The following is a 20,436-nucleotide window of genomic DNA, read 5'->3' on the forward strand; positions in this document are numbered from 1 at the left end:
ATCGGGCCGATCACTCCCGCTCGAGCGACGGGTAGCGCAGCACGAAGTTCGTGTCCATCACCACGCCGCTGATGTCGCCGCCGGTCACCGACTGGGACACGCTTTGCAGGATCGGCAGGATCGGCAGGTCCTTCGCCGCCAGCTGCTGTACCTGTTCGATCGTGTCGAGTCGCTGCGATTCGTCGGTCTGACCGGCCTGCGCCTTGAGCAGCGCGGCCACCTGAGGGTTCTCGTACCCGTTGCTCACGAACCCGTCCGGCGCGAAGTACGGGATCAGATAGTCGGACGGATCCGGGTAGTCGGGCGCCCAGCCGATCTGATAGGCGGGGAAGTCGCCGTCCTGCGAATCGGTGACGACGCGCTGCTTCGAATACTGCACCCATTCGGTCTGCTGCACGTCCACGGAAAACAGTCCGCCGTCCTCCAGCTGCGTCTTGATCGCCGCGTACTCGTCGGCGGATGACGGGCCGTAATGGTCCGTGTTGTACTGGATGTTGAGCTTGACCGGTGTCGTCACGCCCGCGTCGGCCAGTGTCTTGCGCGCCTTGGCGACGTCCGGCTTGCCCGATCCGTCGCCGTACGCGCTGGTGAGCGTGTCGACGAATCCGGCCTGCCCGTCAGGGATGAACGAGTACAGCGGCTTGTACGTGCCCTGATACACGTTCTTTGCGAGCGCCGCGCGATCGACCAGATCCGCGACCGCCTGACGCACCGCCTTGGCCTTGTCCGCGTTGGCGTTCTGCTGCTTCGAGCCGTACGGCTGGGTGCGTAGGTTGAACACGAGATAGCGTCCGCCGCCGCCGTTGCCGGTGACGACCTTGAGCTTGCCGTCCTTCTTCAGATCGGTGATGTCCGTGGGCGTGAGCGAACGGTACGCCACGTCCACGTCGCCCTGCTGCACGGCCAGTTTGAGGTTCGACGAATCCGCGTAGTAGCGGGTCGTCACCTGCTTGTTGTGCGCCGGTTCGATGCCCTGGTAGTCGGCGTTGCGCGCGAACAGCGCGTGGTCATTGCTCTTGTACTCCTTGAGCGAGTAGGCGCCGCTGAATCCGTTGTCCTTGACGACCTCGTCGTCGGTGGCGAGCTTGTCCTTCGGATACGACTGCTCGTCGACGATGCCGGAGGCGGTCATGCTGAGCACCGGCTTCAACGTCACGTCGTCCTTCACCGAGGTCGTGAAGACGACGGTGGTCGGGTCGGGCGCGTCCACGCCGGTGATGTTCGCGAACACCGACACCGGTCCGTTCTCGGAGTTGATCTCCTTGATGCGGTCGATGCTGAACTTCACGTCGCTGCTGGTCAGCGCGTGGCCGTTGGTGAATTTGAGATTCGACTTGAGTTTGACGGTGAACTGCGTGCCATCCTCGTTCCATGTGCCGTTGTCGGCCGCGAGGTTCGGTACGATATCGGCCTTGCCGTTGCGTTGCGCGAACAGCGGCGCGTAGATCTGGTATGCGGTCTGGATCGACCCGAGTTCGGAGATGCCGGCCGGATCGAGGCTGACGACCTTGTCGGTCGTGCCGACGATGATGGCGGCCGCCTGACCGGTGGCCTTCGACGAGTTGGCGGTGGCCGCGCTCGAGCTCGCTCCGTTCGACGCCGTGCCGCCGCACGCCGCGAGCCCCGTGACCAGCAACGCCGCGATCGCGCCGGCCGCCGCATGCCGTATCGTGTGAACGGCATGGCTGTTCCATATGCGAGATGACTTGTGCAATGACATGCTTCCCCCTCTGTCCCTGATTGCCTCTGATGCCTTACCGCGTCACGTACCGGATCGCGATACCGCATGATGCCTTGTTGCGGGCTTCATCTGCACCACTGACAAACCTCGGTGCTGACTGGTGCGATTCATGTATCGACGGGTATGGGCGCGGTCATACGCCCCCAACGCGCCCATACCACGACTGTACCCGCTGAGAGACATCGCATGGTGCAGTTTCGATCGCAATCGTTCAGTTTCGATATTCCAAAATCCGATAACGGGTTCAATCGCCGTCCATTCGTCGCCCGTTCGCCGTCCGATCCTATAGGAACGGACGTTCACGAGGTGCGTTGCGGGGGTGTTTGCGTCCGATACTGCGGGATCGGACGTTTCGGCCGTGCTGGGGAGGCTGTTTTCGACCGATCCTATAGGATCGGACGGCGGTGGGTAGGGCGGGCTTATAGCGGGGATCCGGCGGCGTGCAGGTCGCGGATGACGGAGGCGATGAGCGCGGCGGTTGCGGTCGTAGCCGTGGCGCGGTAGACATGTGAGCCGTCGGGGGTGGCGACCATCGCGTCGAGGGTCAGGGGAGCGTCTGCGGCATCCGATGCGGCACTGCCATCTGTCGAAGACGTGGGATGCCTCGTCATGTCATGCAGCGTCGTCCGTCGCGCGTACGCGCCGATGGGCAGCGTGCAGTTGCCGCCGATCGCGCGCATGAACCCGCGTTCGAGCGTCACCGCCTCGCGCGTCGGCGCATCGTCGATGAGCGCGAGCAGTTCCAGTGTCCTCGTGTCGTCGGCGCGACATTCGACCGCCATCGCCCCCTGCCCCGCGGCCGGCAGCAGCACGTCGCGCAGCGAGAGCCGGTGGAGTCCGGTCGTGTCAGGGGCGAGCCGGTTGATCCCGGCCTCGGCGAGGACGATCGCGTCGAGATGCTCCGTTTCGATCTTGCGGATGCGGGTGTCGATGTTGCCTCGGATCGGCACGATCTCGAGGTCCGGGCGCAGATGCAGCAGCTGCGCCTGACGCCGCTGGCTGTTCGTGCCCACCCGCGCGCCTTGCGGAAGGTCGCCGATCGCGCGTACCGGCGCAAGGCTCAGCAGACAGTCGAACGGCGAATCACGCACCGGCGTGCAGCCGATCGTCAGCCCTTCCGGCAGCTGGGGTTGCACGTCCTTGAGACTGTGCGCGGCGAAGTCGATGGTCCCGTCCTCCAGCTCGCGTTCGATCTCCTTGACGAACACGCCCTTGCCGCCGATGACGTGCAGGCTGGACGTGCGGTCGCGGTCGCCCTGCGTGACGATCGGCACCACTTGGAACTCGACGCCGGGCGCGCACGCCTGCAGCATCCCGATGATGAGTTCGGTCTGGCGCATGGCCAGACGGCTTGTGCGGGTGCCTACCTTGAATGTCGTGGTCATATGAGGAATCTGGTGAGGAATCTGGATTGCGGTGGGATTCAGCGGAGCGGAATCACCTGCCGGACTTGCGGGCCCTGCGCTGGTGACGGCGGTCGACGAACGCCTTCGAACCGCGGTCGGACAGCTGCGAGACGATCGCGCCGAACGCGGCCGAGGCGGCGGCAAAGACGAGACTCGCGACGAAGCCCTGCGGAGCGTCGGCGGCGAGCCCGCGCGCGAGGTTTCGTTTGCTGGCTCCCCGGTCCCAGAGCATCTGGAACGCCTTGCCGGCCACGAGCCCGATGACGGACGGGAACGCCCACTTGAAGAGTTTGTCGCCCAGTGAATCGGGGTCGTTCAGTCTGCGTTCGCGCATGTCGTTCACCTTTTCGTCGATGCGGTGCAATGCCTCGATGGCCTCGTCGGCCGAGGAGTAGTCGGAGCCGGCGTCGGCACCTGTGCGGGCGGCGTGGGCGGCGGCGTGCCGGCCGGTGCCGGAGGTCCCGCCGGTGGAGTCCCCCGTGCCGGTGCCGTGCGTCTCATCGTTCAGCGTCTCGCTCATAGCGTCCAGTCTAGTGTCTCGCCTGCCGCACCGCGCACACTCAGGCGTGAGGTGATACCAGTAAGTTTCGCTGCCTTGAACTACCCCTCAGTCCCGCTGCGCGGGCCAGCTCCCCTGACAAGGGGAGCCGAGTATTGGCTAACGGGGCGCAAAGTGGGTGGTGGATGTTATGGCGACTCGACGAACCGCGGTGGAGCCGGGAGCGTTCACGGGCTAGAGTGGGAGTCATGAGCGAACACACTACTGACGGCACTGTGGCCGTCGACGCCCGCGGCGGGGCCGGTTTCCTGGTGCTGCTGCGTCATGGACAGACCGCATGGAGCGAATCGGGCCAGCACACCGGACGCACGGACATCCCCCTGACCGAGGTCGGCCGCGAACAGGCGCGCGCGGCAGGCGAGAGGCTGCGCGCCGCGTTTCCCGGCGGATTCGACGCGGGATGCGTCTTCTCGAGTCCGCTGATCCGCGCGCGGCAGACCGCGGAATTGGCGGGATTCCCCGATCACGGCGTGCTGGACGGCATCGCTGAGTGGGATTACGGCGGGGCCGAGGGCCGCACGCGCAAGCAGGTGTGCGAGGCGAGCGGCTTCCAGTGGGACGTGTGGCGCGACGGCCCGCAGTCGCTGCCCGAATCGCTGCAGGGCGATTGGGACGAAACGCTGCCGAGCGGCGTGACGGTGCCGGTGCACGCCGGCCCCGGCGAGACGGTCGACGAGGCCGCGACCCGCGCGCGCGGCGCGATCGAGGAGGTGACGCCGCTGCTCGAGGCCGGCCACAACGTGCTGCTCGTCGCCCACGCGCACATCCTGCGCATCCTGACCTCCCAGTGGCTCGGCGTCGACCCGCACTTCGCGAGGCTCCTGCGCCTCGACACGGCCCATTACTCGATCCTGAGCCGCTACAAGGGCGACAACGTCATCGAGCGCTGGAACTGCTAGCGACCGTATCGCGATTGCCCGAGTGACAGGGAGAGGCTGGCTTTAGGCCATCACCGGCACTGCAAACGATAGGCACGGCGTGTCGCGCGATCATGCGCAAACGCGCCGTGCCTATCGTTTTTGATACCAAAATCGATGTGAGCGCTCTCATCGTTGCGAACGCTTGCATTAGAAGCGATCACAACAATCGCTGGAATCACGCGGTTTTATAGACAGATAACAACGATATGTCATTTCTGACGCAATGAAACACCCCGAATACTGCCATCGTTTGCAAAAACGGCGAACATGCGTCATAATGAATCGCGTCGGAACAAACTTCGAGGCGCCAAAGCCGACGCCACCAACCCCGGTCGGCCGCACCGTCCGAGGAGCAACAAGGAAAGAGAAAGGTTCGATGATGAATCGCACACTGAAGTCGACGATCAGCATGGTCGCCATCGCAGCAATGTCCATCGGAGCGCTCGCCGCGTGCGGCTCCAGCACGTCGGGCGACGACGCCAAGGGCAAGGTCTACTACCTCAACTTCAAGCCGGAGGCGGCCGACCAGTGGACCGCGCTCGCCAAGGAGTACACCAAGGAGACCGGCACCGAGGTCAAGGTGCAGACCGCCGCGTCCAACACCTACGAGCAGACCCTGAAGTCGGAGATCGCCAAGACGGAGGCGCCGACCCTGTTCCAGGTCAACGGTCCGGTCGGCTACCAGAACTGGAAGCGCTACACCGCCGACCTGTCCGGCACCGACGTGTACAAGGAGCTCACCAACCAGGACGTGGCCCTGAAGGACGGCGACAAGGTCGTCGGCGTGCCGTACGTGATGGAGACCTACGGCATCATCTACAACAAGGACATCCTCAACAAGTACTTCGCGCTCGACGGTGCCAAGGCCAAGTCCGTCGACGAGATCGACAACTTCGACACCCTCAAGGCCGTCGCCGACGACATGCAGGCGCGCAAGGACGAGCTCGGCATCAAGGGCGCGTTCACCTCCGCCGGCTTCGACTCCAGCTCCGACTGGCGCTTCAAGACCCACCTCGCCAACCTGCCGCTCTACTACGAGTTCCAGAAGGACAAGGTCACCGAGCAGCCGGCCACGATCAAGGGCACGTACCTGCCGAACTACAAGAAGATCTTCGACCTGTACATCACCGACTCCACCACCGACCGCACGCAGCTGAGCGCCAAGACCGGCGACGACGCCAACTCCGAGTTCGCGCTCGGCGAGGCCGCCTTCTACCAGAACGGCACCTGGGCGTGGACCGACCTCGAGAAGGCCGGCATGAAGGCCGAGTCCGTCGGCATGATGCCGATCTACATCGGCGTCAAGGGCGAGGAGAACCAGGGCCTCACCACCGGCTCCGAGAACTACTGGTGCATCAACGACAAGGCGTCCGACGCCGACAAGAAGGCCACCGAGGACTTCCTCAAGTGGGTCATCACCTCCGACACCGGCAAGAAGGCCCTCTCCGAGGACATGGGCTTCACCACCCCGTTCAAGACCTTCGATGACGTGAAGTCCGACAACCCGCTGACCGAGGCCGCCGTCGAGGACCAGAAGTCCGGCAAGACGCAGGTCAGCTGGAACTTCACGATGATGCCGTCCGAGGAGTGGAAGAACAAGCTCGGCCAGGCGCTGCTCGAGTACGCGCAGGGCACCGGCGACTGGAACGCCGTCAAGACCGCGTTCGTCGACGGCTGGGCCTCCGAGTACTCCGCGACCCACTGATCGTCTCTGATCCCTGATTGCCAACCTGATGCCCCGGTGACGGCCGTTCTCCTCCTCGGCCCGTCACCGGGGCATCGTCATATCCGGACTGATGAGCCGGACGGCGGGCAGGTCGCCGCACCGCCGGCTCAGCGCCGGCGCGCGGTGCTCGATCGCACCACCAGCTGCGCCGGCACCTTGCGCAGCGGCTCCCTCACCTCGCGCCCGTTGATGAGGTCCATCGTCATGCGGGCGGCCGCGCGGGCCATCTCGACCGGGTCCTGACGGATCGTCGTCAGCCCGCTGTCCGCGGTGTAGAAGCTGTCGTCATAGCCGATCAGCGACACGTCGCCCGGCACGGACAGCCCGTTGCGTTCGAGCTGGAACATGAGCGGCAGGGCGATGCCGTCCTCCTGGCACGCGATCGCCGTCGGCATCGTGCCGAGGCTCATCAGCTGCGTCACCACGTCGCCGATCTGGTAGTGTCCGTCGGCGTCGACCTTGCACACGATGACCTGCGGCTCGATGCCCTCGCGCCGGCAGCAGTCCATGAACACGTCGAACCGGCCCCGCACCGAGAAGCTCAGCGAGATGTCGCGGTCCGTGCTGATGTACGCGATGTCGCGATGCCCGAGGTTCATCAGGTGACGCGCGGCCAGCGTCGAACCCTGCTCGTCGTCGATGTTGACCGCCGCCGCGAACCCGTGGGCCGACGACTTCGCCGTGTTGATGCCGATGATCGGCACGTCCACGCTGGCCAGCTGCCTGGTCTCCTCGTCGTCGATGTCGAACGAGACGACGATCACCGCGTCCGCGTTGCGGCGCACCGGCAGCATCTCGAAGAACTCGCGGCGCTCCTCGATCGAGGAGATCTGGAAGATCGAGATGTCATAGCCCTCCGCATGGAAGACGTCGTTCAGCCCTTCGATCACGGATGCGGCGAACCACAGGCGGATGTGGCCGCTCATCAGCACGGCGACGCGCAGCGCGCGCCCGGACTTCAGCGCCGCGGCCGAACGGGAGAGCGAGAAGTTGAGCTGGCCGGCCATCGCCAGCACGCGCTCGCGGGTCTTCGCCGAGACCAGATCGGGCCGCGTGAAGGACCGCGACACCGTCGAAATGGAGACGCCCGCCGCCTTGGCGACGTCCTGGATGCTGCTGCTCATGAAACCACCTTGTCGTTCGGATGTGTGGGGCGTCGCGCGCCGGCCGGGGCGCGACGGCCGATGGAGCGTACCGCCCGATCGCGCCGGACGCCCGGTCGCCGCACTTACTGCACGTTTACTGCGCTTACTGCAAAGACTTCCCGCGTAGGAAAACCGCGTATCGACCAGCTTACACGTCCTAGAACTGTTGACTCGCGATGACGACGATTGCATTACAAACGTTTGCAAAAATGGTTCGGAATATGGAAAATCGCAAAAAATAGCCAATATATGGCGATGAACGACTGGTGCTGGGGTGATTGGTGGGGGAGTATGAAACGCCGCAAATGACAACGTTTGACATCATGGCGCCGGGCGGTTACGATGTCACTACAACAACGGATTCGTTCGCCGGCCGCGGGTCGGCGGAAGTCGTGGCACGCAGCGGTGCGCGGCGCTCAAGGAGGAGGATCATCCATCATGGTTAGCATGGCCGGCAAGGCGATACGGAAGTGGTGGGCGCTATTCGCGCTACCCACGTTCGCCGCGTTCATCATCGGGTTCGTGGTGCCCTTCATCATGGGCGTCTACCTGAGCTTCTGCGAGTTCACCACCGTGACCGACGGCGAGTTCGTCGGTCTCAAGAACTACGTCAAGGCGCTCGGCGACAAGGAGTTCCTGCACGCGCTCGGCTTCTCCACCGCGTTCACGATCGTCACCACGATCGTCATCAACGTGGTCGCGTTCTTCATCGCGTACATGCTCACGAAGACGATCAAGGGATCGACGATCTTCCGCTCGGTGTTCTTCATGCCGAATCTGATCGGCGGCATCATCCTGGGCTACATCTGGCTGCTGCTGCTCAACGGCATCCTCGCGCACTGGTCGCGCGCCCTGACCTACTCCGCCACGTACGGCTTCTGGGGCCTGGTCATCCTCGTGTGCTGGCAGCAGATCGGCTACATGATGATCATCTACATCGCCGGCATGCAGGCCCTGCCCACGGACGTGCTCGAAGCCGCGCAGGTGGACGGCGCGAGCGGCACGCAGACGATGTTCAAGATCATCATCCCGCTGATGATGCCCTCGATTACCGTGTGCTCCTTCCTGACCGTGACCAACGGTTTCAAGCTCTACGACCAGAACCTCGCCCTGACCAACGGCGCCCCGAGCAACATGTCCGAGGGCCTCGCGATGAACATCACCCGCACGTTCTACGGCCGCATGGGCTGGGAGGGCGTCGGCCAGGCGAAGGCCGTCCTGTTCTTCATCCTGGTGGCGGTCATCGCGCTCATCCAGAACAAGCTCACGACAAGCAAGGAGGTGGCGGCCTGATGAACGCCGACAAGGTCAAGCACGGAGGGCTCTGGACCGCCCTGTTCACCGTCGTCTCGCTGGCATGGGTCTTCCCGATCGTGCTGGTGGTCATCAACTCGTTCAAGCAGAAGGCGTACATCTCCAAGAACGCCTTCTCCCTGCCCGCCGGCAAGGCGTTCGTCGGATTCGAGAACTACGTGCGCGGCGTGGAGACCACCGACTTCTTCGCGAGCTTCGGCTGGACGCTGCTCATCACCGTCGGATCGGTGCTGCTGATCCTCGTGTGCACGTCGATGTGCGCGTGGTGGATCGTGCGCGTCAACAACTGGGCCGCCAAGCTGCTGTACACGCTGTTCCTGTTCAACATGATCGTGCCGTTCCAGATGGTCATGTTCACGCTCTCCAAGATCGCCGACATGCTGAAGCTCAACACCCCGTGGGGCCTGTGCATCGTGTACCTCGGCTTCGGCGCCGGCCTCGCGGTGTTCATCTTCACCGGTGTGATCAAGGGCATCCCGGTCGAGCTGGAGGAGTCCGCGATGATTGACGGCGCGTCCGTGCCGCGCATCTTCTTCCAGATCGTCGTGCCGATCATGAAGCCGTCGATCGTGTCCGTCGCGATCCTCGAGGCCATGTGGATCTGGAACGACTACCTCCTGCCGTACCTGACCCTCGACCTCGGCAAGTACAAGACGATCTCGGTCGCCGTGCAGTACCTCAAGGGCGGCTACGGCTCGGTTGACATGGGCGCCATGATGGCCTGCCTGGTCCTCGCGATCATCCCCATCATCATCTTCTACCTCATCTGCCAAAAGTACATCGTCAAGGGGGTTATGGCTGGTGCCGTCAAGGGATGATGACTCGTGTCATCATCCATCCCTTGGATGGAAGCCCGGTGGGCTTCCATCAGGCGCCAGGCCGAGGTGCGGCAGCGCCGAGGCTGGTGTTGGGTCTCGCCGTGAGGCGAGTCCGTTGTTCTGGAGGGGGCGGTGAAGGGATGAAAGCCATAATCTCCGTCGGTGTGCCGTACGTTGATCGGGGCTAATGGCGGACAGCCCCCAGAGAACGTACTGTGGCCGTGCGTCAGCGTACGCTCCCTGTGGCTAAATCCGTGTTACCCCGTGTTTTCGTATGCTGACCACAGGCAGGCGTACGAAAACACGGGGTAACCACGATTATCATCCCGGGCAACGTACGCTGAGCGCAGCCAAGCGTACGGTGCCTGTGTGCAGACGGTTTTTCGCCACGGTTTTCGTACTCAACACGCCATCGGGGCCTCACCGGGACCCATCGGGGTCTCACTAGGCCCCATCGGGTTCCCGTGATATGCAAGAACCTCCCCATCTCAATCACACTGGGCCTCCTCCGGGTCCGTTTCCCATCAGAACAGACGGTGTACTGGTGGAAAAGGGACCCGGAGGAGGCCCATTACGTCTTTATGCCGTTAGTATCCCTCGGCTACCGCCGAGATTCGGACACTCACACGCTCTGTATCGTCCGTTCTCAGACATCGGCGCAACCGGTGGGAACGGCGCTCGCTCGGCGTCAGCGCTCGATGCCGTACTCCATGTACGCGTAGTTGTCGAAGAAGCGGTCGTCGTCGCGATCGGTGCTCGAATGGTGGATGTTGTTCTCCTGCATGATGGGCTCCTTTCACCCGTATTGCACTGTTGACTATGGTCTACCGCTCTGTTGTGTCGCCTGTGTATGCCTTCGGCTAACGGCGGATGAACTCGTGCGGAACGCTGGTTGCGGCGTACGTTGCGGTGGGATGGGGTTTCCGCCGGAGCCGCGGGGCTGGAATCGTGATGACGAGGGGTGGCGTTGAGATCGGCCTGTGAGCATGCGAGAGAGGCCCTTTGCAGTTTTCTGCATTGCCATCCGAGGGCCTTGTCAGCGATGGATAGCATCGGTGTCGATGGCTGGACGGCGACTGCCGATCCAGTTGTCTGATGCTTTATCGACAGAAAGGAAGATCATGAAGGTCAGTATGCGACGAGTGCACGTGCTATCCGCCGTTATGGCCGTGATGGCATTACTGGTTGGAATGGCGCTGGCGGGGAACGCCCATGCGAGCACCGATGCAGATGAGTACATTCGCATCGGCAATGTGGAGGTGGCGCGCTCGCTGGGGGTGACTACTGAGGCTCAGCTTCAGCAGCGTTACAGCGAGGGTTATCTCAGCGTCGATTTCAACGAGAAGGCGGAAATCACTGCGATAAGGCCTCTGAGCGCCGAAGAAATGAAGGAGATGCAGCTGACCGAGAATCAGCCTGCTGTAGTTAACGAGACACGTGTTCCCTGTCACGCTTCTGATGTCTGCCTTACCTTCCAAAATGGATCAAAGCGAGGCTTCTACGGAACCGGCATACGGGCGGGCAACTGAACAAATGTCGCATTGTCGAATTCTGGGAAATGGTACGCTAAGTATCGCATCGTTTATAAAGGCGGTAGATATGATTCGCCGGTAGTGCCTTCACATACCAGAGGAGAGCATAAGGGGAATACTATTTCGAAAGTTACTATTATACAATGACTGTTGTATAATAATGTGAATGGTTCTCGGGGATATTCTGGCATGGTCAAGTGCTAGAATATCCCAAAGATCTGAAAGTGGATGTCAATGAGTTCAAATAAGAGGCGATTGGCGGCGCTGGTCATTCTGGCAATTGCGTCTCTTATGGGTTCATGTCTGTATAATTATATTGATAGCACATCGTATATAGTCATTGATAACGTAAAAGTTGCTCGATCAATGAAGATCAAGAGCAAAAATCAATTGGAATCAAGGATTAAATTAGGCTATATTGATGTTGTTTTTAATGAGAAGGCTGAAATAGTTATTGTTCGTCCTTTGCCGTCTATAGAAGATTCTGGTCCGCAAGGTTCTTGTTCCGTGTACTATCGCTGGATTTGTGGATAATAATATATATAGTTGGGTTTTTCAAGCATTAAAAATAATTAATGCAGTTTTCTGCAAGCGCATAAAACAAATATGAGAATTCGCGATAATATGTTATTGACAGATATGAAAGGAAGAAAAAATGAGCAAACTTATACGACTAATAGTTTTTGTATTTATTGTTATGTCAATGGCAATACTGATGCCTCAGGCCGCTCTTGCGTATGATGGTCAGTTTAATGGAGACAAAGAAAATGGGCATAATTCAACAGTTTGTCGTTTGTGCGGTGATTCGGATAATGGAATGGCTGAAAAGGGAATAAGGCCGCCGTTCCAATGGATAGGAGCGGTAAAAGATATATCAGGTGGTAAAACGTATTCTTTCAGTGGAGAGTTGCCGGGGATATTATACAGCGATTACAGGTTTAAAGGCAAAACGTCATACATGCTTAAAATGACAAAAGTGACTCAGCCGGTTACGATAAGAATTACAAAGTACATTAAGGCTGATGATTTGCATAATCCTACAGTTGCTTCGTTTACGGCATATACGAGCGGAGCAGTGCTGGGATTTAGTGCATCAAAAACAAGCGATCAATTCTATATTGAGTTTTCTTCAGACTATGACAGTACATTTGCGGGTTATGTGAAATAACTTGGATTATTGACCAGGAGAAACGAAAGCTCTCCTGCACAATGTTATTATGAATAGTTTACAGTTAAAAATTGTTGCTTGCGTGTTTATGGTAATTGACCATTGCGCGGTATTTGCTTCGCCTTTCATTGCACTTCCGATGCATTGGATTGGTAGGCTTGCAGCTCCTGTATTTGTGTATCTGTGCGTGTGGAGTTGCGAATACACAAGAAATATTTGGAAATATGTGTTCAGCTTATATTGCGCAAGTGTTATAATGATCGTTGTAGATGCGCTGATTAATAGCACGTCGAATGTGTTTAATATGCTGTTTCAAATTGCTTTAGTAATAGCGATTCTCTCTCTTAGTAAAGTTAGATATAGAGCCCTTTTTCTATTATTTTACATAGTTTGGCAGGTTTTCTCATCTCTGTTTGTTATATCGATTTTGCCTGTTTGGGGAGATGCTGCTCAGTATGTTCTCTCTATTGTCCTTGGTAACTTAGTGGATGGAGGCTATTTTTGGGTTTTGTTTGGGGTTGCTTTATTCTACTGCCGTGAAAATGATGTTGTCGTCTCAATATGTGTGATGACGTTCTCAATCATTGCTTTCTTTACTCAGAATCTAGGATTCGAACTCATGACTTTAGTGGGTCAAAATTCTCCTGTGATTGGTATTGTTCAAACTTTTGGATATTTTGGACATTGGGGGCCTTTGGTCAGTAATCAGTGGATGATGGTGTTTTCATGTCCTCTGTTATGTCTATATAACAGAGAGAGGGGATTATATTCAAAGTATGTGTTTTACTTCTTCTACCCAATTCATTTGATTATTATTCACGCGTTCATGGTTATGTTTAATGTATCTCTTGGAGCATAAATAATTAAAATGGACTAGAACGGAATAGCGGCATGCATTGACCAAATGCCTTTGGTCCGAACTTCTAGTGTTCCGTTCATCGCGGTAATGATTTCGCTGTATCTTTTCAGTCCTGAATTCATCCCTTTCATATGCATCCTTTCATTGGGTTCATGTACAGGTTTATCGCTTAATTCAAGTGTTACTTGATTGTCTGTGGTTGAGATAAGCAATGTGTATTCATATTGTGGATCTGAGTGTTTTGTAATATTGCCAAATAGTTCATGAATAAAATCGATAAGGAACCGTTCGATATGTTCGGGTAATTTGTTTATATTTCCTATGGTGATGATTTCGCCATAGTAACCCATGTCCTCGATTCGGTTTTTTTTGTTCCTCGATCTCTTCCTCAATATGTTTTTCTTTATTTTTAATATTTTGAGAACTATGTATCTGAGTTGATTTTTGTCTGATAAAATAAATGTGCTGTCTAGAGTTGTTATCGATTGACGTGTATGGTGTAATGCGTTCGATGCGAGATCGCGAATTGTCAGTAAATCCTTTGTCTGGCTACTTATTCTATCCGATGTTTTGTCTGTTATTGAGGTATTATTGTCTTCAAGTCGTTTATTGATGATCATTATTATGTTTGTTAAATCATTTGTCGTATGATCATGTAACTCTCTTGCGATTTACATGTTGTGCTGTAAGGTTATGTTTTTCTGATGCTCTTTAATGTGTTGTGCATTGATTCTAAAGCCCTGGCCGATTCCTGCGCCTATTACAATAAACGCAATAAAAGTATATGCACTTCCTGCTCCCATTATCCCTGTCGGACGTATGATGCCGTCAAGTATCATTATGAGTGCGTATAATACTGCTATTGCATAACCTATTAATGGTTTATTGTAAGTGGAAACAGCTATTGCGGATATTCCTAGTACAAGCAACGATAATGGCGCAGGATCGAGAATAGTTTCTCCTAGTGCTGTAATCCAAAGTACTGCGTATGAAGCAGAAATAGGGTATTTAATATAATATACTATTATTATCGTTGTTGTGATCAATAGAGCTGTAGTGAGTACCAGTTCTTTTGTTGAAGGTTCCATTGCTTGCAGTAGAATCAGATAATTTATGAATTCTACAATCGCTGGTGTTCCTATAATACATGCTATTAGTGAAAGATAAGGGTGTGCAAATTGTTTTACTATCTTCTTAATCATCTATCTAACCCTTTACACGATATGCATGGATCGACAGTAGTCCATTGCTTCCAGCCAGGTATCAACTCCGAGCTTGCGTTTGATGTTTCTTCGGTGCGATGAGACCGTGTCTGCGGTGATGCCCATGCGCGCGCCGATCTGCTTGCTGCTGAGCGCACCCAGACTGAGGGCGACGATGGAGCGTTCGATGTCGCTCAGTGGCTTCGTGACGTGGCCGTGGACGTTGACTGTTGGTGACGTTTCTGCTGCGGTCTGTTGTTCATCGGCTATCTTCTCGATGGTGTCAAGCAGCCCCTGCCCGAAGGTCGCCTTGTCAAGTAGCGTGGCAATGCCGGCGTGTGCCGCGGCCTGTCGGTAGGTGTCGAGATTGTACGAGGTCATGCCGATGATCACGGTGTGTGGCGATCGACTGAGTATCACCGAGGCGATCTGAGGTCCTGTCACACCGTTCAACGCCATGTCGATAAGCAGTATGTCAGTCTTATCCTGCCCATTCCCGGTCATGCGACATTCCTGGATCGCATAGGCGGGGGACGTGGTTGACCAGATCGTCACTCTACGGCGCAACCTACGACTCTGTGACTCCAGCATTCGCGTGATGCTGTCCAAAGCGAGCGCATCGTTGTCCAGTATCCCGATGCGAAGCAGCGAGTCTGTAACTGCCGCTGCTGTCGTCGAAGTGGTGTCTGCTCCCGTGCTTGCGGCTTGGCTGGCGTAACCCATGATCTGAGTATATGCAGTGCGGGGAAAGGGCGAGGAGGGCCCTTGCAGTTTTCTGCAAAGGCCCTCCCGTTGACTGTTAAGACCGCTTAACAGCCTGCCGGCGTCTGTCGCCTGTCAGCGCACGAGCCAGGCGGTGGCGTCTTGCGGGAGGCGGTCGTCGTCGGTGAGCGGGGCGGAGGTGAGGATCACCGCGCCGTCGGGCAGGGCGACCGGCTCGGCGCCGAAGTTGGTCACCGAGGTGAGCGTACGGCCTTCGGTTGCCGGGCGTGCGTACGCGATGACGTCGTCGTGGTCCTCATCGCCGTTCAGCCAATCGAACGTCGAAGTGTCGCCGGTCGCGGTGAGGAGCTTTGCGCGCAATGCCAGCGCGCGGCGATAGAGGTTGAGCATCGACCCCTTGTCGTCGGCTTCGGCGTCGGCTGCGAAGTCCTTGAACCACAACGGCTGCGGCAGGTGCGGCTCGGCCGCGGGCGTGCCGTCGGCGCGAGTCGCGGGGGAGAAGCCGAACGACGTGCCGGCTGCGAAGTCCGGCGACCACGAGGCCGAGGCGATCGCGGAGGAATCGTCCTCATCCGCGGACCCATCGCCCGTGTGATCGGCCGCACGATCGCCCGCGACCCACGGCAGCGGCACGCGGCAGCCGTCGCGGCCCTTGTCGGTGAAGTTGCGGCGCGTGTTGAACGGCGTCGGGTCCTCGAGGCGATCCCACGGGATGTTCGCGACCTCGAACAGGCCCAGCTCCTCGCCCTGATAGATGTACACGGCGCCGGGCAGCGCCAGCTCCATCAGCGCGGCGGCGCGGGCGCGGCGGGTGCCGAGTTCGCGGTCCTCGGTGTACGAGGTGCCGTCGCGCAGCAGCCAGTCGTGCGCGAGCTGGTGGTAGACGGGGCCCTTCACCTGCGGCAGGCCGTAGCGCGACGGGCTGCGCGGCACGTCGTGGTTGTTCATCACCCATGTGGTGGTCGAGTCTCCGGTTTCGGCGGCCGCCTCGAGGCCGTGGCGGATCGCGGAACGGAACTCGTCGACGTCCCAGTTCGCCTCGGCGAACTCGAAGTTGAACACCTGACCGAGCTCGTCGGTGTCGGCGTACAGGTGCTGGTGCTCCGGCACCACCCACGCCTCGCCGACCGCGAAGCGCGGCGGATCGTACTCGTCGAACACTTCACGCCACTCGCGGTAGATCTCGTGCACCTCGCGGCGGTCCCACAGCGGGCTGGTGAAGTCGTGGCACAGCACCTGCTGCACGGTGTCGGCGGGCATGTCCTCGAGGGGTGTGCTCTCGAGGTCCTTGGCCAGGCCGTGCGCCACGTCGATGCGGAATCCGTCGGTGCCGTGGTCGGACCAGAATCGCAGCGTCTTCTTGAACTCCTCGTGCACGTCCGGGTTCTTCCAGTTGAGGTCCGGCTGCTCCTTGGCGAAGATGTGCAGGTACCACTGGCCGTCGTCGACCTGCTGCCACGCCGGCCCGCCGAACAGCGACTGCCAGTCGTTCGGCGGCAGCTCGCCGTGCTCCCCGCGGCCCTCGCGGAAGATGTAGCGGTCGCGTGCGGCCGATCCGCGGCCGGCGGCCAGCGCCTCCTGGAACATGACGTGCTTGTCGGCCGTGTGGTTCGGTACGATGTCGACGATCACCTTGATCCCGGCTCCGTGCGCGGCGGCGACCATCCGGTCGAAATCGTCCATCGTGCCGAGGCGCGGATCGACGTTGCGGTAGTCGATCACGTCATAGCCGCCGTCGGCGAGATCCGACGGGTAGAACGGCGACAGCCAGATCGCGTCCACGCCGAGATCCTTGAGATAGTCCATCTTCTCGGTGACGCCGGCGATGTCGCCAAGGCCGTCGCCGTTCACGTCCTTGAAGCTGCGCGGGTACACCTGATAGACGACGGCCTGCTTCCACCAGTCGTCGCGTTCGTTGTTCGCGGTCATGCTGTTCCTTTCCCTTTCGTGATGCCAACGCTATCATTGACAACGTATGCAATATGATGTGACGTCCGCGGCGAAGCGGGCGCGCGAGTGATCGACGGAGGTTCGACGATGCGATTCCTGTCACCCGATTCCGGACTCATGCGAGGCCTTGGCGACCTCGTCGATGCGATTTGGATCAACATCCTGATGCTGGTCACCAGCCTGCCGCTGGTCACGGTCGGCGCCGCGCTGTCCGCGGGATTCGACACGGCGCGGCGATCGTTGGCAGGCGAGGGTGGCGGCGTCACCCGCAACTATTTCCGCGCGTTCCGTGCGAACCTTGTCAAGGCGACCGCCCTGTGGCTGCCGTTCCTGATCGTCGGCGCGGGAGTCGCCTACTCGTGGATCGCGCTGCGGATCACGCCGCTGCTCGTGCCGAAATTCGGCCTGACCGTGCTGTGGGTCATCGGCTTCGAATGGGCGTTCGCGCTGCAGTCGCGATTCGAGAATCCGGTCGGCCGGACCCTCGCCAACGCGTACGTGTTCGGTGTGACCCGATTCGGCTACACGCTGGCGATGGTCGCGATCGACGCGGTGTGGATCGCCCTGCTCGTCGCCTGCTGGTTCTACCTGCCGCAGGGGCTGTTCCTGCTCGTCGTGATGGGGTACGGCACGGCGACGATGCTGCACGTGCCGGTGTTCGAGCGGGCGATGAAGGCGTATCTCTCTAGATGAATGACTACCCCTCAGACCCGCTTCGCGGGCCAGCTCGTCCCGCAACTGCGGACGCGCTGCGCGCGCAGCTGACTGGCTCGCATGTCGGCTCGCACGTTGCCTACAAACAGCATTGCTGTTTGTTTTCACGGCAACGTCCTAACAGGGGGAGACGAGATGGGCTAGTTGTTCATCACCCGGGCCAGCGAGAGCACGCGCGGGTCGGCGAACACCTCGTCCGTGTGCACCACCCGCCCCGAGGCATCCTGCAGCGGGATGCGCCAGTTCGGGTACTGGTCCGACGTGCCCGGCTGGTTGACTGTCGCGTGCTGGCCGGTGCCGTCGACCAACGCCGCCTGACGCAGCACCGAGGGCGTGGCGGTCAGCATCGCGTGCATCGCCTCGACGATCTCCTGCTCATGCCCCGGCACATCCTCGGCGGCCTCGGCGCTGAGCCGGCCGTCCTCGACCAGGCGATCCAGCATCGCCTGACGTTCCGCGCGCGCCGAGGCGGCGAACACCTCGACCGGTTCGGACAACAGATGCAGACGTTCGCGCAGCGCGACATGCTCGAACTCCAGATAGCCCGCGGTCGGCGGCAGATCGTGCGTCGTGACCGACGCCAGCGCCTGACGGCGGTAATCGGTCGGCGGCTTGTACGGGTCGCCCGCGTTCGGCGAATCGTCGACGCGTGCGAACCACTCCACATCGGTGCCGAGCACGCCGTGATCGGCCAGAATCCGGCGTACGTAATCAGGCACCGTGCCCAGATCCTCGCCGATGACCATGCCGTTCGCGCGCGTCGCCTCGATCGCGAGCACGGCCAGCATCGCCTCGTGATCGTACATGACGTACGCTCCGCCCTTCGCGCCCATGCCGCGCGGAATCCACCACAGACGGAACAGGCCGAGCACATGGTCGATGCGCACCGCGCCGGCGTGCGCGAAGATCGACTGGACCATCTCGCGGTACACGCGGTATCCGGTGCGCTCGAGATAGCGCGGGTTGAACGGCGGCTGACCCCAGTCCTGACCCTGCTGGTTGTAGAAGTCCGGCGGGCAGCCGACCGTCACCGAGCCGACCGCGAACCGCTCCGGGTTCCACCACGCGTCCGCTCCGAGTGCATGCACGCCGACCGCCATGTCGAGCATCAGCCCCAGCGCCATGCCCGCGTCCTTCGCGGCCGACTGCGCGGCGGTGAGCTGCTCGTCGGCGATCCACTGCAGCCAGCGGTTGAACTCGAACAGGTCGCGATGCTCCTCGACAAGGGCCGTGACTTCGGGCGATTCGCGGTTCGTGCGGCCGAACCACGAGTTCGGCTCCCACGGCGCGCCCCACACCTCGAAGGCGACGCACCACGTCGCGAACGCGTCGAGATCCGGGCCGGCGTGACGCTTGAACTCCTCGAACGCGCGATCGCGCTCCGGTGTGCGCGGCGCGTTGAAGATCAGACGCAGCGCCTCGCGCTTCGCGGCCCACGAGACGTTGAGGTCCATCGGATTCGGGTCGTCGTTGCGGTCGGTGACCCGCGCGTGCAGGGAGTCGACGCGCTCGCGGTCGGCGGGGGTGAGATCGGCGTACTCCGGTACGTCCTGCGGGCGGATGTACGTGACGTTGAGGAACCGGCGCGATTCCGGCAGGTACGGCGACGGCTCGAGCGGCGGGATCGGCGCGCCCGCGTGCACCGGGTTGATGAGCATGAAGTCGGCGCCGGATTTCGCGGCGGCGTCGGCGGCGAGGCGCTTCAGGTCGCCGTAATCGCCCACGCCCCACGAGTCGCGCGAGCGGACCGAGTACATCTGCGTCATCCAGCCCCAGCGCTGGCGGGTCCTGACCGCCTCGGGCAGGGCGATGCGCCTCGGGGCGACGATGAGCGTGGCGTCGGCGGTCTGCTCGGCCATCTCGACGTGCAGGGTGTGATAGCCGATCGGCAGGTCGGCCGGCAGCGTCAGGATGCGGTCGCCGCTGTTGAAATCGGGCAGGATATCGGCGGGGTCGCTGTGGAGTTCGGTGCCGTCCTCGAGGGTGATGGTGACGGTCGGCTCCTCGTCGGTGGCGGGGGTGGCGTTGGTGTCTGCGCTGGTGTCGGCGGTTTCTGGACGATGCAGGCGGATGGTGGCGGGGCTGAGCGTGGGGGCGGGGGCGTCTGGGTCGCCGTCCGAGTCGCCGTCCGGCCCGTCGACCGTGATGACGATGGTCGACGACGGGAGCAAACGTTTGCTGTTTTCCTCCTCGATCGCCGCCTGTGACCGCGCGATCGCCTCGTCCGACGTGGCGTCGACGCCGAGCGCGCCGAGCACGTTGACGAGTACGTCATCGTCGATCTCGACGTAGGTGCCGAGCTGGTCGATGTACGAGGTGGCCACCCCGCTCGCCTTCGCGAGGCGGATCAGCGGGCGAGCCAGACGTTCGGCGCTTTCGGTGTGCTGTGTGCCTGCAGTTCCCTTGTGGTCCGCGGTGTCTGTCGTAGTCTTGGTGTCGACCGGCGACTGGGTCGGCACGTCGGTTGGCGTGTGTTCGCTCATGGGTGTGCTCCTTTGGGTGCGGCTGTGTGCACGCTGCGTCGCGTGCCGGCCGTCGTGCCGCTACTGCGCGACGCGACGGCATCCGGGTGCGGATTGCTGCTGCTGCATACGACCATACCGCGTATTGACATCGTTTGCAATACGGTGGGTGTGGCTAAGTCGAGTGTTCAGGGCTG

18 protein-coding genes are annotated in these 20,436 nt (G+C 60.1%); 9 read left to right on the plus strand and 9 right to left on the minus strand.

The genetic code is table 11. The features are described 5' to 3' along the window. Positions 1–10: 10 nt before the first annotated feature. The 3 genes from BCAL_RS07210 to BCAL_RS07220 form a co-directional block, all read right to left on the minus strand. Positions 11–1,720 (minus strand): ABC transporter substrate-binding protein, encoded by a 1,710-nt coding sequence (locus tag BCAL_RS07210; protein ID WP_081887342.1) that lies wholly within the window; start codon positions 1,718–1,720, stop codon positions 11–13. Positions 1,721–2,160: 440 nt separating this feature from the next. Further along, on the minus strand, positions 2,161–3,126 hold the full coding sequence (gene hemC, locus BCAL_RS07215; protein WP_081887343.1) for a hydroxymethylbilane synthase: 966 nt from the start codon (positions 3,124–3,126) through the stop codon (positions 2,161–2,163). 52 nt (positions 3,127–3,178) lie between these two features. Continuing rightward, positions 3,179–3,667 carry a DUF4235 domain-containing protein gene (locus tag BCAL_RS07220; RefSeq protein ID WP_081887344.1) on the minus strand — a complete coding sequence of 163 codons (489 nt, stop codon included), beginning with the start codon at positions 3,665–3,667 and terminating at the stop codon, positions 3,179–3,181. 227 nt (positions 3,668–3,894) lie between these two features. Between BCAL_RS07220 and BCAL_RS07225 the strand changes: the two genes are divergently transcribed. Beyond that, positions 3,895–4,605, plus strand: a complete 711-nt coding sequence (locus BCAL_RS07225; RefSeq protein ID WP_043166055.1) for a histidine phosphatase family protein — start codon at positions 3,895–3,897, stop codon at positions 4,603–4,605. 397 nt (positions 4,606–5,002) lie between these two features. Further along, positions 5,003–6,331, plus strand: a complete 1,329-nt coding sequence (locus tag BCAL_RS07230) for an ABC transporter substrate-binding protein (protein ID WP_043166057.1) — start codon at positions 5,003–5,005, stop codon at positions 6,329–6,331. A gap of 128 nt (positions 6,332–6,459) precedes the next feature. Here the strand turns inward: BCAL_RS07230 and BCAL_RS07235 are convergent, their stop codons facing one another. Then, positions 6,460–7,476, minus strand: coding sequence for a LacI family DNA-binding transcriptional regulator (locus BCAL_RS07235; protein ID WP_043166059.1), 1,017 nt, complete (start codon positions 7,474–7,476; stop codon positions 6,460–6,462). Positions 7,477–7,935: 459 nt separating this feature from the next. On the opposite strand from BCAL_RS07235, the gene BCAL_RS07240 reads away from it, so the two are divergent. The 6 genes from BCAL_RS07240 to BCAL_RS12770 all read left to right on the plus strand — a co-directional run bounded on the left by BCAL_RS07240 (position 7,936) and on the right by BCAL_RS12770 (position 13,188). Beyond that, positions 7,936–8,790 (plus strand): carbohydrate ABC transporter permease, encoded by an 855-nt coding sequence (locus BCAL_RS07240; RefSeq protein WP_043166061.1) that lies wholly within the window; start codon positions 7,936–7,938, stop codon positions 8,788–8,790. Further along, positions 8,790–9,629, plus strand: coding sequence for a carbohydrate ABC transporter permease (locus BCAL_RS07245; RefSeq protein ID WP_043166062.1), 840 nt, complete (start codon positions 8,790–8,792; stop codon positions 9,627–9,629). The genes BCAL_RS07240 and BCAL_RS07245 overlap by 1 nt, the downstream gene beginning before the upstream one ends. Before the next feature lie 1,121 nt (positions 9,630–10,750). After that, positions 10,751–11,158, plus strand: coding sequence for a hypothetical protein (locus BCAL_RS07250; protein WP_043166064.1), 408 nt, complete (start codon positions 10,751–10,753; stop codon positions 11,156–11,158). Positions 11,159–11,395: 237 nt separating this feature from the next. Beyond that, on the plus strand, positions 11,396–11,695 hold the full coding sequence (locus BCAL_RS13225; protein ID WP_152600353.1) for a hypothetical protein: 300 nt from the start codon (positions 11,396–11,398) through the stop codon (positions 11,693–11,695). A 121-nt stretch (positions 11,696–11,816) separates the two neighbouring features. After that, on the plus strand, positions 11,817–12,329 hold the full coding sequence (locus BCAL_RS13230; protein WP_152600354.1) for a hypothetical protein: 513 nt from the start codon (positions 11,817–11,819) through the stop codon (positions 12,327–12,329). 49 nt (positions 12,330–12,378) lie between these two features. Further along, positions 12,379–13,188: a TraX family protein gene (locus BCAL_RS12770; RefSeq protein ID WP_081887345.1), complete on the plus strand. Its 810-nt coding sequence runs from the start codon at positions 12,379–12,381 to the stop codon at positions 13,186–13,188. 14 nt (positions 13,189–13,202) lie between these two features. On the opposite strand, the gene BCAL_RS13235 is transcribed toward BCAL_RS12770, so the two are convergent. From BCAL_RS13235 to BCAL_RS07260, 4 genes are all read right to left on the minus strand, one after another. After that, positions 13,203–13,538 carry a hypothetical protein gene (locus tag BCAL_RS13235; RefSeq protein ID WP_152600355.1) on the minus strand — a complete coding sequence of 112 codons (336 nt, stop codon included), beginning with the start codon at positions 13,536–13,538 and terminating at the stop codon, positions 13,203–13,205. Positions 13,539–13,859: 321 nt separating this feature from the next. Further along, positions 13,860–14,390: a hypothetical protein gene (locus tag BCAL_RS13240; RefSeq protein WP_152600356.1), complete on the minus strand. Its 531-nt coding sequence runs from the start codon at positions 14,388–14,390 to the stop codon at positions 13,860–13,862. A 12-nt stretch (positions 14,391–14,402) separates the two neighbouring features. Next, positions 14,403–15,113 (minus strand): LuxR family transcriptional regulator, encoded by a 711-nt coding sequence (locus BCAL_RS07255; protein ID WP_081887346.1) that lies wholly within the window; start codon positions 15,111–15,113, stop codon positions 14,403–14,405. A 114-nt stretch (positions 15,114–15,227) separates the two neighbouring features. Further along, entirely contained in the window at positions 15,228–17,042 is a 1,815-nt protein-coding gene (locus BCAL_RS07260) for a glycoside hydrolase family 13 protein (RefSeq protein WP_043166066.1), read from the minus strand. 108 nt (positions 17,043–17,150) lie between these two features. Between BCAL_RS07260 and BCAL_RS07265 the strand changes: the two genes are divergently transcribed. Beyond that, positions 17,151–17,756: a DUF624 domain-containing protein gene (locus BCAL_RS07265; RefSeq protein WP_043166123.1), complete on the plus strand. Its 606-nt coding sequence runs from the start codon at positions 17,151–17,153 to the stop codon at positions 17,754–17,756. A gap of 161 nt (positions 17,757–17,917) precedes the next feature. Here BCAL_RS07265 and malQ read toward each other — a convergent pair whose 3' ends face one another. Then, positions 17,918–20,260 (minus strand): 4-alpha-glucanotransferase, encoded by a 2,343-nt coding sequence (gene malQ / locus BCAL_RS07270; RefSeq protein WP_043166067.1) that lies wholly within the window; start codon positions 20,258–20,260, stop codon positions 17,918–17,920. Positions 20,261–20,436: the final 176 nt, after the last annotated feature.

It is taken from the genome of Bifidobacterium callitrichos DSM 23973 (assembly GCF_000741175.1).
In the GTDB taxonomy this organism is placed as follows: domain Bacteria; phylum Actinomycetota; class Actinomycetes; order Actinomycetales; family Bifidobacteriaceae; genus Bifidobacterium; species Bifidobacterium callitrichos.

Coding starts and splice junctions, on each gene's coding strand:
- BCAL_RS13225 (WP_152600353.1), top strand. CDS start 11,396: ATGAGTTCAAATAAGAGGCGATTGGCGGCGCTGGTCATTCTGGCAATT.
- BCAL_RS13240 (WP_152600356.1), bottom strand. CDS start 14,390: ATGATTAAGAAGATAGTAAAACAATTTGCACACCCTTATCTTTCACTA.
- BCAL_RS07250 (WP_043166064.1), top strand. CDS start 10,751: ATGAAGGTCAGTATGCGACGAGTGCACGTGCTATCCGCCGTTATGGCC.
- BCAL_RS07220 (WP_081887344.1), bottom strand. CDS start 3,667: ATGAGCGAGACGCTGAACGATGAGACGCACGGCACCGGCACGGGGGAC.
- BCAL_RS07245 (WP_043166062.1), top strand. CDS start 8,790: ATGAACGCCGACAAGGTCAAGCACGGAGGGCTCTGGACCGCCCTGTTC.
- BCAL_RS07240 (WP_043166061.1), top strand. CDS start 7,936: ATGGTTAGCATGGCCGGCAAGGCGATACGGAAGTGGTGGGCGCTATTC.
- BCAL_RS12770 (WP_081887345.1), top strand. CDS start 12,379: ATGAATAGTTTACAGTTAAAAATTGTTGCTTGCGTGTTTATGGTAATT.
- BCAL_RS07260 (WP_043166066.1), bottom strand. CDS start 17,042: ATGACCGCGAACAACGAACGCGACGACTGGTGGAAGCAGGCCGTCGTC.
- malQ (WP_043166067.1), bottom strand. CDS start 20,260: ATGAGCGAACACACGCCAACCGACGTGCCGACCCAGTCGCCGGTCGAC.
- BCAL_RS07235 (WP_043166059.1), bottom strand. CDS start 7,476: ATGAGCAGCAGCATCCAGGACGTCGCCAAGGCGGCGGGCGTCTCCATT.
- BCAL_RS07230 (WP_043166057.1), top strand. CDS start 5,003: ATGATGAATCGCACACTGAAGTCGACGATCAGCATGGTCGCCATCGCA.
- BCAL_RS07255 (WP_081887346.1), bottom strand. CDS start 15,113: ATGGGTTACGCCAGCCAAGCCGCAAGCACGGGAGCAGACACCACTTCG.
- BCAL_RS13235 (WP_152600355.1), bottom strand. CDS start 13,538: ATGGGTTACTATGGCGAAATCATCACCATAGGAAATATAAACAAATTA.
- BCAL_RS07265 (WP_043166123.1), top strand. CDS start 17,151: ATGCGATTCCTGTCACCCGATTCCGGACTCATGCGAGGCCTTGGCGAC.
- hemC (WP_081887343.1), bottom strand. CDS start 3,126: ATGACCACGACATTCAAGGTAGGCACCCGCACAAGCCGTCTGGCCATG.
- BCAL_RS07210 (WP_081887342.1), bottom strand. CDS start 1,720: ATGTCATTGCACAAGTCATCTCGCATATGGAACAGCCATGCCGTTCAC.
- BCAL_RS07225 (WP_043166055.1), top strand. CDS start 3,895: ATGAGCGAACACACTACTGACGGCACTGTGGCCGTCGACGCCCGCGGC.
- BCAL_RS13230 (WP_152600354.1), top strand. CDS start 11,817: ATGAGCAAACTTATACGACTAATAGTTTTTGTATTTATTGTTATGTCA.